Source organism: Enterocloster sp. OA13 (genome assembly GCF_022440595.1).
GTDB lineage: Bacteria > Bacillota > Clostridia > Lachnospirales > Lachnospiraceae > Enterocloster > Enterocloster hominis.
Map to the genome: position 1 here is coordinate 6,012,952 of NZ_JAKNTF010000001.1, position 14,570 is coordinate 6,027,521.

Consider the following 14,570-nt stretch of genomic DNA (forward strand, 5'->3'; position numbering starts at 1 on the left):
CTAACCACGGGCGTTTTAACGGTTGCACGGATGTTTTTCCGGGCGGCTGGGATGGATGACAGATCAGACAGAAAGGAGGATGGATATGAATCTCCCAACCTTTGTAATATTACTTATATTGGCCGTGGCTGTAGGCGCGGTGGTGCGCAAGATGATAAAGGATAAGAAGGCCGGCAAGGGCTGCTCCGGCTGTTCCGGCTGCAGCGGTGGATGCTGTGGCGGGCACCAGGATATGCATATGGAGCGTAAATAGGCAGTTTGGATAAGATGCAGATAGGGAATGGACAGAAGCAGATGGGAAATAAGCCGAATAGGCCCCAATGCAGATAGGGTATGAACAGATGACGGGATTGGATCGGTCAGGCATACGTATGCTTGACCGATCCAATCCCGTTCTTACTACATATTTCTTTATTTACCAGGGCCTTAAAAGTTACAGGTCCAGGAACTTACCATCCTGAACCTGCAGCTTTTATCTGCCGTGGTCTGTTTCACGGACGGAGTCCTTACGGTCCGACCGTCCATCAGACATCATTTATTCAGACTTAATTTCCTTCCACATATCATTATAAATCATATCCACATCATCCCCAAGATACTTGATGATCTCACAATTAGGCAGACTGTTTATATCAGGGAACAGGGCCTTGTTGTTCTTCAGTTCATCATCCAGAAGGTCATAAGCGCCCTTGTTGGGGGTTGCGTAGGTGATGTACTCGAAGTTTTTCTTGGCAATGTCGGGGCGGCACAGGAAGTCAATCCACTTTTCAGCATTTTCCTTGTGCTCGGCGTTGGCGGGGATGACCCAGGAGTCAATCCAGTAGTTGGTGCCTTCCTCGGGAATCACATATTCCAGGTCATAATCCAGACCCTGGTCGGCAACTGCTTCCTGGATATAGAGCATTTCCCCGGAATAGATAACGCCCACAGCGGCCTCGCCGCCAATCATCTTATCCCTTACCTGGTCAATGACATAGGCCTGGACCAGGGGTTTCTGCTCAATCAGAAGGTCACGGGCCTTGGCCAGTTCATCCGGATTGGTGGAGTTTAAGGAATATCCCTCCATCTTAAGGGCAACGGTGAATGCATCCCTTACGCTGTTCTGCATGAGGATCTCGCCGCTCAGGCGCTCATCCCACAGATCGGACCATTTGGTGGGGGCGGGTACGCCTAATTCCTCCAGGCGTTTGGTGTTGTAGAGGATTCCCATGGTGCCCCAGCAGTAAGGCACGGAGTACTTGTTCTCAGGGTCAAAGCCCTTGGAGATGTCCAGGTATTCCTGGCCGATTTCTTTGTAATTGGGTACATTGTCAAAATTAATCTCAGCCAGCAGGTTGTTCTGGGCCATGCGCTGGATCATGTAGTCGGAGGGACATACCACATCGTATTTGACCGCGCCTGCCTCGATGACAGGGTACATTTCCTCGTTGGTCTCAAACACATCATAGACAACCTTGATGCCTGTCTCGTCCTCGAACTGGGAGATGACGTCCTCGTCAATGTATTCGCCCCAGTTGTAAACATTAAGCTTGTTGTCTTCTTTGCCGCCTGACTCAGAGGAGCCGGATTTGCCGCAGCCCGTGATCAGGGCGGCGCTGAGGGCTGCCAGGGATACAGCGGCAAGGGTCATTGTCATTTTCTTTTTCATAATTGTTCTCCTTTTAAATCTGAATGAAGTTATGCTTGTTCCGGCTTCTTGATGGACCGGAAGTTGACAAAAATCAGAAGAATCAGCACTGTCAGGAAAATGATGGAGGACAGTGCATACATGGACGGCCGGATGCCGCGCCGCACCTCGCTGTATATCAGGGTGGACAGGGTGTTGATGCCCGCGCCCTTGGTGAAGTGGGTGATGATGAAGTCATCTAAGGACATGGTAAATGCAAGCAGGAAACCGGAGAGCACGCCCGGCATGATATCCGGGAACACCACCTTGAAGAAAGCGTATATGGGTGAAGCGCCCAGGTCCAGGGCCGCTTCATACGTGTATTTGTCGGTCTGCTTAAGCTTTGGCATGACGCTTAATATGACATATGGTATGTTGAATGTAATGTGGGATATCAGTACGGTCTTAAATCCCAGGGAAATGCCAAAGGCGATGAATGCCAGCATCAGGGAAATGCCCGTTACGATATCAGCGTTCAGCATGGGTATATTGGTAATGCCCATCACAACGGTTTTGGGTACCGCCCTCATGGAGTTAATGGAAATGGCGGCAGCCGTACCGATGACGGTGGCAATGAGCGCGGATACAAAGGCAATGACCAGGGTGGTTGTCAGCGCGCTCATGATGGAGCGGCTGTCGAACATCTGGGTGTACCACTGTAAGGTAAACCCGCCCCACTGTGTCCTTGACTTGGACTTGTTAAAGGAAAGCACCATCATGGTCAGGATGGGGGCGTACAGGAAGATAAGTATCAGCACCATATAAAAATCAGATACGATTTTGCGCAATGCTTTTGAACCTTTTGTCATCAGAATGCAGTCCCCTCTCCGTTTTTATCGTATTTGGCAATCATGGCCATGCTGATAAGGATGAAGACCATGAGGACCAGTGAAAGGCCGCTGCCCAGGTGCCAGTTGCTGCCCCTTGTGAACTCCTGCTCAATGACATTGCCTATCAGCAGTATCTTGCTTCCTCCCAGCAGGTCGGAGATGACGAAGGTGGTTAAGGAAGGGACAAAGACCATGGTAATGCCGCTTATGATCCCGGGAATGCTTAAGGGGAACCATATCCGGAGGAAGCGCTGGAAGCTGTTGGCCCCCAGGTCCATGGCAGCGTTTATGATGTTGTCGTCTATCTTGGACAGCACATTGTAGATGGGCAGTACCATAAAGGGCAGGAAGTTATAAACCATGCCCAGCACAATGGCGGCAGGGGTATTGATAAGGGACTGGGAGGGCAGATGCAGCCAGCCAAGTATCCCGTTGATGACCCCGTTTTTCTCTAATAATGTCTGCCAGGCCAGGGTCCTGAGGAGGAAATTCATCCACATGGGAAGGATGAATATGAACACAATGAAACCTCCCGCCGCAGCCCCGCGTCCCCGGAGTATCATGGCCAGGGGATAGGCCAGTAATAGACAGAGCACCGTGCTGATTAAGGACAGGCCCAGGGACAGCCACAGCGCCTTGGCGTGGTCTGCCGATGCAATGGCAATGACATTGGATATGGTCAGGGAACCGCCCTTGTCCGTAAGGCCGTACCATACAATCATGGCCAGCGGGATCAGGGTGAAACCCGCCATCCAGAGCAGGTATGGTCCGGATAACAGCGCCTTGCCGATGGCGGCGCCTTTTTTCTCACTATTCATTGACTCCCAGCGCCTCCTCATCTTCAGAAGCAGGCTTATTCATGATCTGGATCTCAAATGGCTCCACATGGATGCCAACCTGCTGGCCTACCGGGAACATGTCGGTGGAATGGACCAGCCACTCAAAGCCGTCCGGCGTGGTCACTTCCATCTCATAGTGGACACCCTTGAAGATTAAGTGGGTCACCACGCCCTGAAGCGTGCCGTCCTCGGGCTTTACAAGGTCAATGTCCTCGGGTCGGATGACAACGTCCACAGGTTTATTATTGCCAAAGCCCTTGTCAACGCATACGAACCTGGCGCCAAAAATTTCTACCAGCTCATCCCTGACCATGGTGCCGTGCACGATGTTGCTTTCGCCGATGAAGTCGGCTACAAAGGCATTTTCCGGCTCATTATAAATCTGTTCAGGGGAACCCATCTGCTGGATATAACCCTGGTTCATGACCACGATGGTATCCGACATGGTCAGGGCCTCCTCCTGGTCATGGGTCACGTAAACAAATGTGATGCCCAGTTCGTTCTTAAGACGGATTAACTCGTACTGCATATCCTGGCGCAGCTTTAGGTCCAGGGCGCCCAGGGGTTCATCGAGCAAAAGCACCCTTGGCTCGTTCACGATGGCCCTTGCAATGGCAATCCGCTGCTGCTGGCCGCCGGACAGGGAGTCCACGGTACGCTTTTCGTAGCCGGACAGATTCACCAGCTTCAGGGCGTATTTAATCTTGTCGTCAATATAGGCCTTGGACTTGTTCTTGATCTTCAGGCCGAAGGCAATGTTTTCCGCGATATTCATATGGGGAAACAATGCATATTTCTGGAATACAGTGTTAAGCTGGCGTTTGTTGGGGGGGATTTTTGTGATGTCCTGTCCTTCAAACATGACTTTTCCCGTGTCCTGTGTAGTAAAGCCGCCGAGGATACGCAGGGTAGTGGTCTTGCCGCAGCCGCTGGGGCCAAGCAGGGTGACGAAGCTGTTCTCCCGGATGGAAAGATTTAAGTCGTCCAGTACCAACTCACCGTCAAAACTTTTGGATATATGCTGTAAATCAATCAATGGCTGGCTCATGATGAATTCGTTCTCCTTTTATCGTAATAGTAATCAGAAACTTGGCGGTGAGCTTACCCACAGCAGCAGCGCGCCGTTCTTGCTTGTAAGATAGTGCTTTTTATCCGAGGTGAAATAAAAAGATTCACCTTTTTTGGCCTTATATGTCTTGGTGCCGATGTGGATGGAAATACTTCCCTGGAGCACATAACCGAACTCCTCGCCTTCATGGGGATTGTCCGGGTAGGTGGAGCCGCCTGGCTTCAGCGTCAGCAGGATGGGTTCCATCATGTTTTTCTGTGCATTGGGTATGATCCATTTGATTTCATTATTCAAGTCTGTGTCGATTTTCTCAAAATAATCCTGTTTTCCGAACACAATCTGTTCATCCGGGGTTTCAGTGAAGAAATCGCCGATGGTGGTGCCCAGGCACTGCAGGATATCCATCAGGGTGGCGATGGATGGGGAGGTCAGGTCACGTTCCAGCTGCGAGATGAAGCCCTTGGAAAGCTCTGCCCGGTCCGCCAGTTCCTCCTGGGTCAGGCCCTTGAGCACCCTCAATTCCTTTAATTTATTTCCGATATCCATGGAAAACCTCCCTGTCTTAAAGAAGTATGCCCGTAAATTGCCGCCTGTGGGCATCCTTTAAATATATGAACAAAAAGTTTACAAATACTAACTGACTATAAAAATAAGCAAAAAGTTTAGTAATAATAAACAAGCGCGAATTTCATTATACATTAAATTAATGGTATGTCAATACCTTTTCGCAAAGTTATGGGCAACAAATTCACAAATATCTGGTTAACAAATTCACAAAATTATGTTATGATAATTTTAGTTTGAAAATGGACGCGAAACAGGGAGGTACAGACAGGTATGAACGGCAAATATATGGCATATGTTGGATCCTATTCCTATACCGGAAAAGCAAAGGGAATCACGGTATATGATGTAGATGTGGAAAATGGTGTATTTAAGGAGCGTTGCGAGATGGAAGTGGACAACTCCTCCTATGTGATTGCTTCCAGCGACGGCAAAACCCTGTATTCCATTGCGGATGAGGGCGTGGTATCTTTCCGCATCCTGCAGAACGGAAGCCTGGCCAGGTTAAACAGTTCACCCATACGCGGCATGAGGGGCTGTCATCTGTGTACGGACATGGAGGACAAGTACGTGTTCGTGTCCGGCTACCATGACGGCAAGACCACTGTCCTGAGCCTGAATCCGGACGGCTCCGTGGGCGAGATCGTGGACGAGGTATACCACAAGGGCTATGGCAGTGTGGCAGAGCGTAATTTCCGTTCCCATATAACCTGTACCAGAAGGATGCCTGACGGCAGATATGTGCTTTCCGTTGACAATGGAACGGACCAGGTAAAGGTATACCGGTTCAATGAGAAGGATAAGAACCTGGTCCAGGTGGATGCAATCCACTGCGACCTGGAGTCTGCGCCAAGACATTTCCGCTACAGCTCGGACGGCCGTTTCATCTATCTGATGCACGAACTTCAGAATGTGATTAATGTATATTCCTATGAAACCGGGGACCGGGCGCCGGTCATTGAAAAAATCCAGACCATCTCCACCACCGCAACCAGGAACCCGGGCAACCTGACGGCCGCATGTGCCATGAGGCTGTCGCCGGATGAGAAGTATGTCTATTGCACCAACGCGGGCGAGAACACGGTAAGCATCTACAGCAGGGACGGAGAGTCAGGGCTTCTCACCATGATTTCCTGCCTGCCTGTAAGCGGTGAGTATCCCAAGGATGTGGCCATTTTCCCGGACAACAGGCATATTGCCTCCATCAACCATGACAGCGGAAGCATCAGCTTCTTCAAGGTGGATTATGAGAAAGGGCTTCTTGTGATGTGCGGGCGCAGCCTTCATGTGAACCAGCCCAACTGCTGTGCCATTGCCAGGATTGGAAGGTAGGCGCATATGGCGGGTTCGACATTTGGGACAATATTAAGGGCATCGGCCTGGGGGGAATCCCATGGCAAGGGAATCGGCGTGGTCGTGGACGGATGTCCGGCCGGCCTTCCCCTTGATGAGGCGGATATCCAGGCATATTTAAACAGAAGAAAACCAGGACAGAGCAAATTCACCACGGCCCGGCAGGAAGGGGACGTGGTGGAAATCCTTTCAGGGGTATTTGAGGGCAGGACCACCGGTACGCCCATCGCCCTGGAGGTGCGCAACACGGACCAGCGTTCCCATGACTATGGGAATATCATGGATGTATACCGTCCGGGCCATGCGGATTATACTTTTGATGGGAAGTATGGGTTCCGGGATTACCGGGGAGGCGGCCGTTCATCGGGCCGCGAGACCACGGCGCGGGTGGCCGCGGGCGCCATTGCCTGTAAATTCCTCAGGACTCTGGGAATCACGGTGAGGGCGTATACAAAATCTGTCGGCAGTATTGAGATTGATTACGGTTCCTTCCGGATGGAGGAAATGTGGAATAACCGTCTCTACATGCCGGATGCGGAGGCGGCCCGTAAGGCGGAGGCTTATCTGGAGGAAATGATGGCAAGGAAGGATTCCTGCGGCGGCGTGGTGGAGTGTGTGATCCACGGCATGCCTGTGGGCGTCGGGGAGCCTGTGTTCGATAAGCTGGATGCCTGTCTGGCAAAAGCCATGCTGTCCATCGGCGCGGTGAAGGGCTTTGAGATTGGGGATGGCTTTGAGGCGTCCAGGTCCCTTGGCTCTGTCAACAATGACGGATTCAGGATGAGCGGGGAAACGGAAGACAAGGGCCTGCTTTTTACGGACAGGATAGTCAAATCCAGCAACCATTCAGGCGGGACCCTGGGCGGAATCAGCGATGGAAGCGATATAGTGATGCGGGCGGCATTTAAACCCACCCCGTCCATTGCACAGGGCCAGCACACAGTCACCAGGAATGGCCAGGAGACGGACATAGAGATTAAGGGACGCCATGATCCCATCATCGTGCCGAGGGCAGTGGTGGTGGTGGAGGCCATGGCTGCACTGACGGCGGCGGACCTGCTGCTGCAGTCCATGACATCCAGGCTGGACCGGATCCAGGAGTTCTTTGGAAGATAGACGGCCTGCAAAGGGAATGGATTTATGAACACGCCCTGGGTGTATAAGATATATAAAATGATATTGGATTAAAGATAGGAGAGAATTATGAAAATCGCAATTGGCAACGACCATACAGCAATTGAAATGAAGGAAATCATCAAGGAATTCGTGGAGGGTAAGGGATATGAGGTCATTGACCTGGGAACCAACTCCACCGAGAGCTGTGACTATCCTGTATACGGCGAGAAGGTAGGACGCGCGGTTGCAAGTGGGGAAGCTGACCTGGGAATCGCTATCTGCGGAACCGGTGTGGGGATCTCGCTGGCAGCCAACAAGGTAAAAGGAATCCGCGCATGTGTGTGCAGTGAACCGTATACGGCCAAGCTTTCCAGGATGCACAACAATTCCAATGTGCTGGCCTTTGGCGCCAGGGTGGTGGGAAGCGAACTTGCCAAGATGATTACCGAGGCATGGCTGGACGCTGAATTTGAGGGCGGAAGACATGAGCGCAGGGTGAATATGATTATGGATATTGAGAATTCATAGGATTTGTTTTGGGGAAGTGTGAAGTGGGGGCAGGAAAATGCCTCTATTATGTACCGAATTAAATAAAGTGCTGCCGCACCTGATTTTTAATCTGGTCCGGCAGCACTTTTAGCTGAATGGATATGAATTAATAATTCTCAACTTTCCTCTCAAAATAAGCCTTTGGATGGGCACAGCACGGACATACCTCAGGAGCCTCGTCGCCTTCATGGATGTAACCGCAGTTCCTGCACTTCCAGCCTAAAGGAGCATCGCCCTTGAAGGTCTTGTCATTCTTAAGGCTCTCTAACAGCAGATTGTATCTTCTCTCATGGGCAGCCTCAACCTTTGCAACCAGTTCAAACTTAACAGCAAGCTCTTCAAAGCCTTCCTCCCGTGCCTCCCGTGCCATACGTGCATACATGTCGGTCCACTCATAATTCTCACCGGCAGCAGCATCAGCCAGGTTCTCTTCCGGGGTTCCGATTCCGTGAAGTTCCTTGAACCACATCTTAGCATGCTCTTTCTCCTGGTCAGCGGTTTCCAGATATAAAGCTGACATCTGCTCGTAGCCTGCCTTCTTGGCTGCAGATGCATAATATGTATACTTGTTGCGTGCCTGTGATTCTCCTGAAAATGCGTCCTTTAAGTTCTGTTCGGTTTTAGTTCCTGCATATTTTGATGCCATAAATGTACCTCACCTTTCTCATTAGAATAGTATATTGCCGTTTCTTATTTCTAATTCTTATTGTAACGTTTAATTTCAAATATTTCAATCCATATTTTAACAATACTTTGTTTGTAACCCTTCGGAAGGGGGCAGGCAGCCTTGGGGAGACTGCCTGCGTGTTTAAAGGAGGGTTCTATTGATTATGCTAAATGATTAGCCGAAATATCTTTCTAACAGACCTGCAAATGCCTTGCCGTGACGGGCCTCATCCTTGGCCATCTCATGGACCGTGTCATGGATTGCATCCAGGTTCAGGGCCTTGGCCCTCTTAGCCAGGTCGAACTTACCAGCGGTAGCGCCGTTCTCGGCAGCAACCCTCATCTCCAGGTTCTTCTTGGTGGAGCTTGTGACAACCTCGCCTAACAGCTCTGCGAACTTAGCTGCATGCTCAGCTTCCTCATATGCGGCCTTGGCCCAGTACATGCCAATCTCAGGATAACCTTCCCTGTGGGCAACCCTGGACATGGCCAGGTACATGCCGACCTCAGAGCACTCGCCCTCGAAGTTAGCCCTTAAATCCATCATGATATCTTCAGGAGAACCCTGGGCAACGCCAACCTCGTGCTCACATGCCCATGCCATCTTATCGGATTCCTGCTCTTTGAACTTGGATGCCGGGACACCGCACTGTGGACACTTCTCAGGTGCATTCTCGCCTTCGTAAACATAACCGCATACTGTACATACCCATTTCTTCATAATTTATATTCTCCTTTTTCCTTTTTGATTTATGTGCTTTAATTAATAATAGTAATTGTTACTGATATTAATATAATACATTAGAGGGGAAATGTCAATAGTATTTTAGGATTTTTTTACGCTAAAGAGAATTTAAATTTCTATTTCATTAACCGGGAAACTGTGATAAGATTAAAATTCACATGTTCCGCACAGGATAACGACAACGATGAACCGCATGCCTTTGGGCCGATTCACCGCGTACAATAAAAAGAAAGAAGAAAATACAAGATGAATTTTGATGAATTACAGTTATCTCCGCTACTCTTAAAAGCCCTGGATCAAAAAGGATATATCAAACCATCCCCTATCCAGGAGCAGGCAATCCCATATGTACTGAATGGCCAGGATCTTCTGGGCTGCGCCCAGACAGGAACCGGGAAGACAGCGGCATTTGCCCTGCCAATCATACAAAACCTGATGGAGCGTCCCAAAAACAGGCAGAAGAAGAAGCCCGTCCGCGCCCTGATTCTGACGCCAACAAGGGAGCTGGCGCTGCAGATCCATGAAAATATAGAGGAGTATGGAGCCGGCACCCCCATCAACAGCGCAGTCATCTTCGGAGGTGTTTCCGCCAAACCCCAGATCCAGTCCCTGCGCCGCGGCATTGATATCCTGGTGGCCACCCCCGGAAGGCTGCTGGACTTAATCGGCCAGCATGAGATAGATCTGTCCTTTGTGGAAATCTTTGTGCTGGACGAGGCCGACCGCATGCTGGACATGGGGTTCATCCACGATGTAAAGCGTGTAATCACCCTGTTGCCTAAGAAGCGCCAGACCCTGCTGTTCTCCGCCACCATGCCGGACGAGATTCAGGCCCTGGCCGCGAAGCTGCTGCACAACCCGGTCAAGGTGGAGGTAACCCCGGTCTCCTCCACAGTGGATCTGATTGAAACCTCCCTTTACTATGTGGATAAGGCCAACAAATGGCCCCTGCTTGTGCATCTGCTGAAACACGAGGATGTGTCCTCCACCCTGGTATTCACCCGCACCAAGCACGGCGCGGACCGGGGGGCCAAATATCTGAATAAATCCGGCATAACTGCCGCCGCCATCCACGGGGACAAATCCCAGGGCGCCAGGCAGACCGCCCTCAGCAATTTTAAATCGGGCCGTCTCCGTGTCCTTGTTGCCACGGATATCGCCGCCAGGGGCATTGATATCGAGGAACTGTCCTGCGTCATCAATTTCGACCTGCCCAATGTCCCTGAGACCTATGTCCACAGAATCGGCCGTACAGGGCGCGCCGGGCTGGGAGGACGGGCGATTTCCTTCAGTGACATTGAGGAAAAGGCATATGTGAAGGATATTGAGAAGCTGACCGGCAAGACCATTCAGGTAATCGGGGATCACCCCTATCCCATGGAAGTCTTTGAGATTGCGCCTAAGGAGGAGAGAAATCCCAGGCAGGCGAAGGGGGCGGGGAAGGGCGCGGGTTCCAGGCGGGCCACGGATTCCAGGCGGGACACGGATTCTAAACGGGCCACGGACTCCAGACGGGCCAAGGATTCCAGACGGGCCAAGGACTCCAGGCGGGACACGGATTCTAAACGGGCCAAGGACTCCAGATGGGCCGCGGATTCCAGACAGGCCACGGACTCCAGAACGGCCGCGGATTCCAGACGGGCCAAGGCCTCCAGAACGGCCACGGACTCCAGAACGGCCACGGACTCCAGAACGGCCACGGATTCCAGACGCGCCACCGCCTCCAGAAAACAGACAAGCGCTGGAAAACCGGCCCTCACCCAGAGCCAGTCATCCCCACAGAAGACAAGGCCTTCCGGCAAGCGCTCCCATGCTCCCGCCCCGCTTCCAAGGAGAAGCAGCCAAATGGCAATCCGGACGCTGCATTCCAAATAAATTCAATCCAATCCGTTCACCACATACAACAAAGGGGCTGTGGGTTAATACCGATTTTTAGCCCTTGACATTTAAGGGAGAGATACCTCTGTAGAATTCAGGCTTTTGTTAAGCCTTGAACCTCTACAGAGGTATCTCTTTTTCAGGATTGATTTATTTTAGGATGCAAAAATCCCTTGTTTTGATTTTGCCAGTGCTTCCGTTTCCCTATTTCCCGGCAGCCCCATTCTGCCGTCTTATGGATTATCATGTTGAACACAGGGGATGTCAATTACCGCTTGTCGATTATTTTGTCAATCAGGCCATACTCCACGGCTTCCCCTGCAGACATATAATAATCCCGCTCCGTATCAGCGGCAACCTGCTCAATGCTTTTTCCTGTATTGTCTGCCAGGATGCGGTTCAGGCGCTGTCTGCTTTTAAGCATATGGTCTGACACGATTTTGATATCGCTGGCCTGGCCCTGTATGCCGCTGCCATGGATGGCCGGCTGGTGAATCATGATTTCAGCATTGGGCAGGGCCAGACGTTTTCCTTTTGTACCGCCCGCCAGCAGGAATGCGCCGAAGCTGGCGGCAAGTCCGATGCATATGGTGGACACATCACACCGGATGAACTGCATGGTATCATAGATGGCAAACCCTGCCGTGACCGAGCCGCCGGGGCTGTTGATATAGAGCTGGATGTCCTTTTCCGAATCCTGGGCCTCAAGGAACAGCATCTGGGCCGTAATCAGACTGGCTGAGACATCGCTGACTTCCTCGCCGAGGAATATGATACGGTCTGACAGCAGTCTTGAGAAGATATCATAGCTCCGCTCCCCGCGGCTGGTCTGTTCAATAACATATGGTATTGTACTCATGCCGCCATTTTACCTCCACATATGCCGCCGCGCCGTGAGATGCAATGCATGGAACGCAAGGCGGCAGTAGCAGCCGGACTGCCAAGTCTGATTCTGGGAAGCCTGGGGACAAATACGCCATTCTTTCTATATGTCTGGGGCGTGCACAGATAAAACTGGCTGAATGCAAGGGTAAATGCCTGTTGGGAACCGTAGCGTGCCTCGTAAGCTATTTCTACAATGGGTTTATCAGTTTCTGCCAGCTTCCTGGCCGCCAGCGTCAGTCTCCGGCCCTGTATATATTTGTATATCGTATATCCTGTGTTATCTGCAAATACCCGGGCAATATAGAATTTAGAGTAATTGAGTTCCTTTGCAATCTTATCAAGGGGTATATCTTCTTCCAGATGATTTTCGATGTAGTCTGCTATCTTTTCAACAACGGTCTGATTCGTCATATGGGACATTCCTTTCTGCGCAGATGGCGGGTATGGATTTTCAGACATCCCCATTATTTCTGCATATGTTTTTAGTATAACATGGATTGCAGAAGGCGTCTTAATAGAAATTGCCCTGATTTACAGGTCTGATTTGCAGGTTATCTGCGGGGGGTGGTGGGATGCATAGCTGGCGGAAAGAAATTTTCAGACATATCCTTAGGCCTGATGCGTTTTAACGGTAAAAAACGGAAAAAAGCGGAAAAAAATCCGGTGCCGGGAGCATCATATCATGCCCCGGACACCGGATGATTCCTGTTACAATTTAATTTGAATGCTGAAATTAACCGAAGTATCTCTCTAACAGGCCTGCGAATGCCTTGCCGTGACGGGCCTCGTCCTTGGCCATCTCATGGACCGTGTCATGGATTGCATCCAGGTTCAGGGCCTTGGCTCTCTTAGCCAGGTCGAACTTACCGGCAGTAGCGCCGTTCTCGGCAGCAACCCTCATCTCCAGGTTCTTCTTGGTGGAGTTTGTGACAACCTCGCCTAACAGTTCAGCAAACTTAGCTGCGTGTTCAGCTTCCTCATATGCGGCCTTGGCCCAGTACATGCCGATCTCAGGATAACCTTCCCTGTGTGCAACCCTGGACATGGCCAGGTACATACCGACCTCTGAACACTCGCCCTCGAAGTTAGCCCTTAAATCCATCATGATATCTTCAGGGGAACCCTGTGCAACACCAACCTCATGCTCACATGCCCATGCCATCTTGTCAGCTTCCTGCTCTTTGAACTTGGATGCCGGAACACCGCACTGTGGACATTTCTCAGGTGCATTCTCGCCTTCATAAACATAACCGCATACTGTACATACCCATTTCTTCATAATCAATATTCTCCTTTTCCTTTATCTATATTTTATTTAATTAATAATAGTAATTGTTACTGATATTAATATAATACAAGGGGGCGAAAATGTCAAGAACATTTTTAAAATTTTTTATAAAAAAGCGGGAAGAAAAATCGCTATAAAAAGAGTTATGATTACTAATATGAAGTTATGACACGAAGGGAGTTGTTTGACATATCTGTGCGCTGATATTAGAATGGAACATGTTAAGCCATGTCCCTTTATCTTTGGCGGGGGAAGGCGCGTTTCACAAACCATCATTTAGAGGCAGTCATGAATATGAAAAATTGGTTTACCATTGAAAGGATTGATAGCGATACCTTTGCTATAAGTGAATATAAGCATTGGGAAGAAACACATTGCTATCTGTTATGCGGGAAAGAGAAAGCTGTTTTAATTGATACAGGTTTAGGGATTGGCAATATAAGGGAAGCTGTTGACAGCCTGACTTCGTTACCTGTCATGGTGATGACGACCCATGTCCATTGGGACCATATAGGCGGTCATGGATACTTTGAAAATATTGCAGTCCATGAAACGGAGAAGGACTGGCTGTCAGTCAGATTCCCCATACCTCTGCAAATGGTGAAGAATAATCTGACGTGCAGACCTTGTGAGTTACCGGAGGATTTTTCCATTGATGATTATCAGATTTTCCATGGGACACCTAAGAAAGTTTTTCGTGAGGGGAATTGCATGGATTTAGGAGACAGGACGCTGAAGGTCATCCATACTCCCGGACATTCGCCGGGGCATTGCTGCTTTTATGAACCGGACAGAAAGTATTTATACTCCGGCGATTTGATATATCGCGGATGTCTTGATGCATTCTATCCCACCACTGATCCACAGCAGTTCTTTCAGTCTGTAAGAAAAGTCCGGGCCTTAAGTGTTAGCCGGATTCTGCCGGGACACCATCAGTTATATGTCCCTGTCACGATGATTGAAACGATTGAAAAGGGATTCGAAGGACTATCAAATGAGGGAAAGCTGGCGCAAGGGAATGGCATATTTGATTTTGGGGAATTTCAAATCCATATATAGATGTAAATTGTTTGGCCGCTCCAGCTGTGGAGCGGCCGCGCGCCTTTGCGGTCCCTGGATGCG

Annotated in this window: 16 protein-coding genes; 6 read left to right on the forward strand and 10 right to left on the reverse strand. The window is 50.2% G+C overall.

Annotated elements, in window-relative coordinates; genetic code table 11:
- The first annotated feature begins 85 nt into the window (after positions 1 to 85).
- On the forward strand, positions 86 to 253 hold the full coding sequence (locus tag MCJ35_RS26850; protein WP_008723785.1) for a FeoB-associated Cys-rich membrane protein: 168 nt from the start codon (positions 86 to 88) through the stop codon (positions 251 to 253).
- 282 nt (positions 254 to 535) lie between these two features.
- Here the strand turns inward: MCJ35_RS26850 and MCJ35_RS26855 are convergent, their stop codons facing one another.
- Genes MCJ35_RS26855 through MCJ35_RS26875 form a run of 5 tightly spaced genes read right to left on the reverse strand, consistent with a single transcriptional unit; the run spans position 536 to position 4,950 of the window.
- On the reverse strand, positions 536 to 1,648 hold the full coding sequence (locus MCJ35_RS26855; RefSeq protein ID WP_008723786.1) for an ABC transporter substrate-binding protein: 1,113 nt from the start codon (positions 1,646 to 1,648) through the stop codon (positions 536 to 538).
- Between the two features lie 29 nt (positions 1,649 to 1,677).
- On the reverse strand, positions 1,678 to 2,475 hold the full coding sequence (locus MCJ35_RS26860; protein WP_025484362.1) for an ABC transporter permease: 798 nt from the start codon (positions 2,473 to 2,475) through the stop codon (positions 1,678 to 1,680).
- Positions 2,475 to 3,314, reverse strand: a complete 840-nt coding sequence (locus tag MCJ35_RS26865) for an ABC transporter permease (RefSeq protein ID WP_040382052.1) — start codon at positions 3,312 to 3,314, stop codon at positions 2,475 to 2,477. Before MCJ35_RS26865 ends, MCJ35_RS26860 begins: the two co-directional genes overlap by 1 nt.
- Positions 3,307 to 4,383 carry a spermidine/putrescine ABC transporter ATP-binding protein gene (potA, locus tag MCJ35_RS26870; RefSeq protein ID WP_008723792.1) on the reverse strand — a complete coding sequence of 359 codons (1,077 nt, stop codon included), beginning with the start codon at positions 4,381 to 4,383 and terminating at the stop codon, positions 3,307 to 3,309. Before potA ends, MCJ35_RS26865 begins: the two co-directional genes overlap by 8 nt.
- Before the next feature lie 33 nt (positions 4,384 to 4,416).
- The gene (locus tag MCJ35_RS26875) at positions 4,417 to 4,950 is read right to left on the reverse strand and encodes a helix-turn-helix domain-containing protein (RefSeq protein ID WP_008723794.1); all 534 of its coding nucleotides are present in this window, start codon (positions 4,948 to 4,950) and stop codon (positions 4,417 to 4,419) included.
- 291 nt (positions 4,951 to 5,241) lie between these two features.
- Here MCJ35_RS26875 and MCJ35_RS26880 point away from each other — a divergent pair, with 291 nt between their 5' ends.
- The 3 genes from MCJ35_RS26880 (at position 5,242) to rpiB (ending at position 7,965) form a co-directional block, all read left to right on the forward strand.
- Positions 5,242 to 6,300, forward strand: a complete 1,059-nt coding sequence (locus MCJ35_RS26880) for a lactonase family protein (protein ID WP_025484361.1) — start codon at positions 5,242 to 5,244, stop codon at positions 6,298 to 6,300.
- Positions 6,301 to 6,306: 6 nt separating this feature from the next.
- On the forward strand, positions 6,307 to 7,437 hold the full coding sequence (gene aroC / locus MCJ35_RS26885; RefSeq protein ID WP_025484360.1) for a chorismate synthase: 1,131 nt from the start codon (positions 6,307 to 6,309) through the stop codon (positions 7,435 to 7,437).
- Between the two features lie 87 nt (positions 7,438 to 7,524).
- Positions 7,525 to 7,965 carry a ribose 5-phosphate isomerase B gene (rpiB, locus tag MCJ35_RS26890; protein ID WP_025484358.1) on the forward strand — a complete coding sequence of 147 codons (441 nt, stop codon included), beginning with the start codon at positions 7,525 to 7,527 and terminating at the stop codon, positions 7,963 to 7,965.
- A 127-nt stretch (positions 7,966 to 8,092) separates the two neighbouring features.
- Here the strand turns inward: rpiB and rbr are convergent, their stop codons facing one another.
- Positions 8,093 to 8,632: a rubrerythrin gene (rbr, locus tag MCJ35_RS26895; protein ID WP_008723809.1), complete on the reverse strand. Its 540-nt coding sequence runs from the start codon at positions 8,630 to 8,632 to the stop codon at positions 8,093 to 8,095.
- A 195-nt stretch (positions 8,633 to 8,827) separates the two neighbouring features.
- On the reverse strand, positions 8,828 to 9,373 hold the full coding sequence (locus MCJ35_RS26900) for an NADH peroxidase (RefSeq protein WP_008723813.1): 546 nt from the start codon (positions 9,371 to 9,373) through the stop codon (positions 8,828 to 8,830).
- Between the two features lie 270 nt (positions 9,374 to 9,643).
- Between MCJ35_RS26900 and MCJ35_RS26905 the strand changes: the two genes are divergently transcribed.
- The gene (locus MCJ35_RS26905) at positions 9,644 to 11,272 is read left to right on the forward strand and encodes a DEAD/DEAH box helicase (protein ID WP_240299709.1); all 1,629 of its coding nucleotides are present in this window, start codon (positions 9,644 to 9,646) and stop codon (positions 11,270 to 11,272) included.
- A 271-nt stretch (positions 11,273 to 11,543) separates the two neighbouring features.
- On the opposite strand, the gene clpP is transcribed toward MCJ35_RS26905, so the two are convergent.
- From clpP to MCJ35_RS26920, 3 genes are all read right to left on the reverse strand, one after another.
- Entirely contained in the window at positions 11,544 to 12,134 is a 591-nt protein-coding gene (clpP, locus tag MCJ35_RS26910; RefSeq protein ID WP_025484356.1) for an ATP-dependent Clp endopeptidase proteolytic subunit ClpP, read from the reverse strand.
- Positions 12,131 to 12,571 (reverse strand): helix-turn-helix domain-containing protein, encoded by a 441-nt coding sequence (locus MCJ35_RS26915; RefSeq protein WP_025484354.1) that lies wholly within the window; start codon positions 12,569 to 12,571, stop codon positions 12,131 to 12,133. The genes clpP and MCJ35_RS26915 overlap by 4 nt, the downstream gene beginning before the upstream one ends.
- Positions 12,572 to 12,893: 322 nt before the next feature.
- Positions 12,894 to 13,439 carry an NADH peroxidase gene (locus MCJ35_RS26920; protein WP_008723821.1) on the reverse strand — a complete coding sequence of 182 codons (546 nt, stop codon included), beginning with the start codon at positions 13,437 to 13,439 and terminating at the stop codon, positions 12,894 to 12,896.
- A gap of 297 nt (positions 13,440 to 13,736) precedes the next feature.
- Here MCJ35_RS26920 and MCJ35_RS26925 point away from each other — a divergent pair, with 297 nt between their 5' ends.
- On the forward strand, positions 13,737 to 14,507 hold the full coding sequence (locus MCJ35_RS26925) for an MBL fold metallo-hydrolase (protein ID WP_353656090.1): 771 nt from the start codon (positions 13,737 to 13,739) through the stop codon (positions 14,505 to 14,507).
- The last annotated feature ends 63 nt before the right edge of the window (positions 14,508 to 14,570 follow it).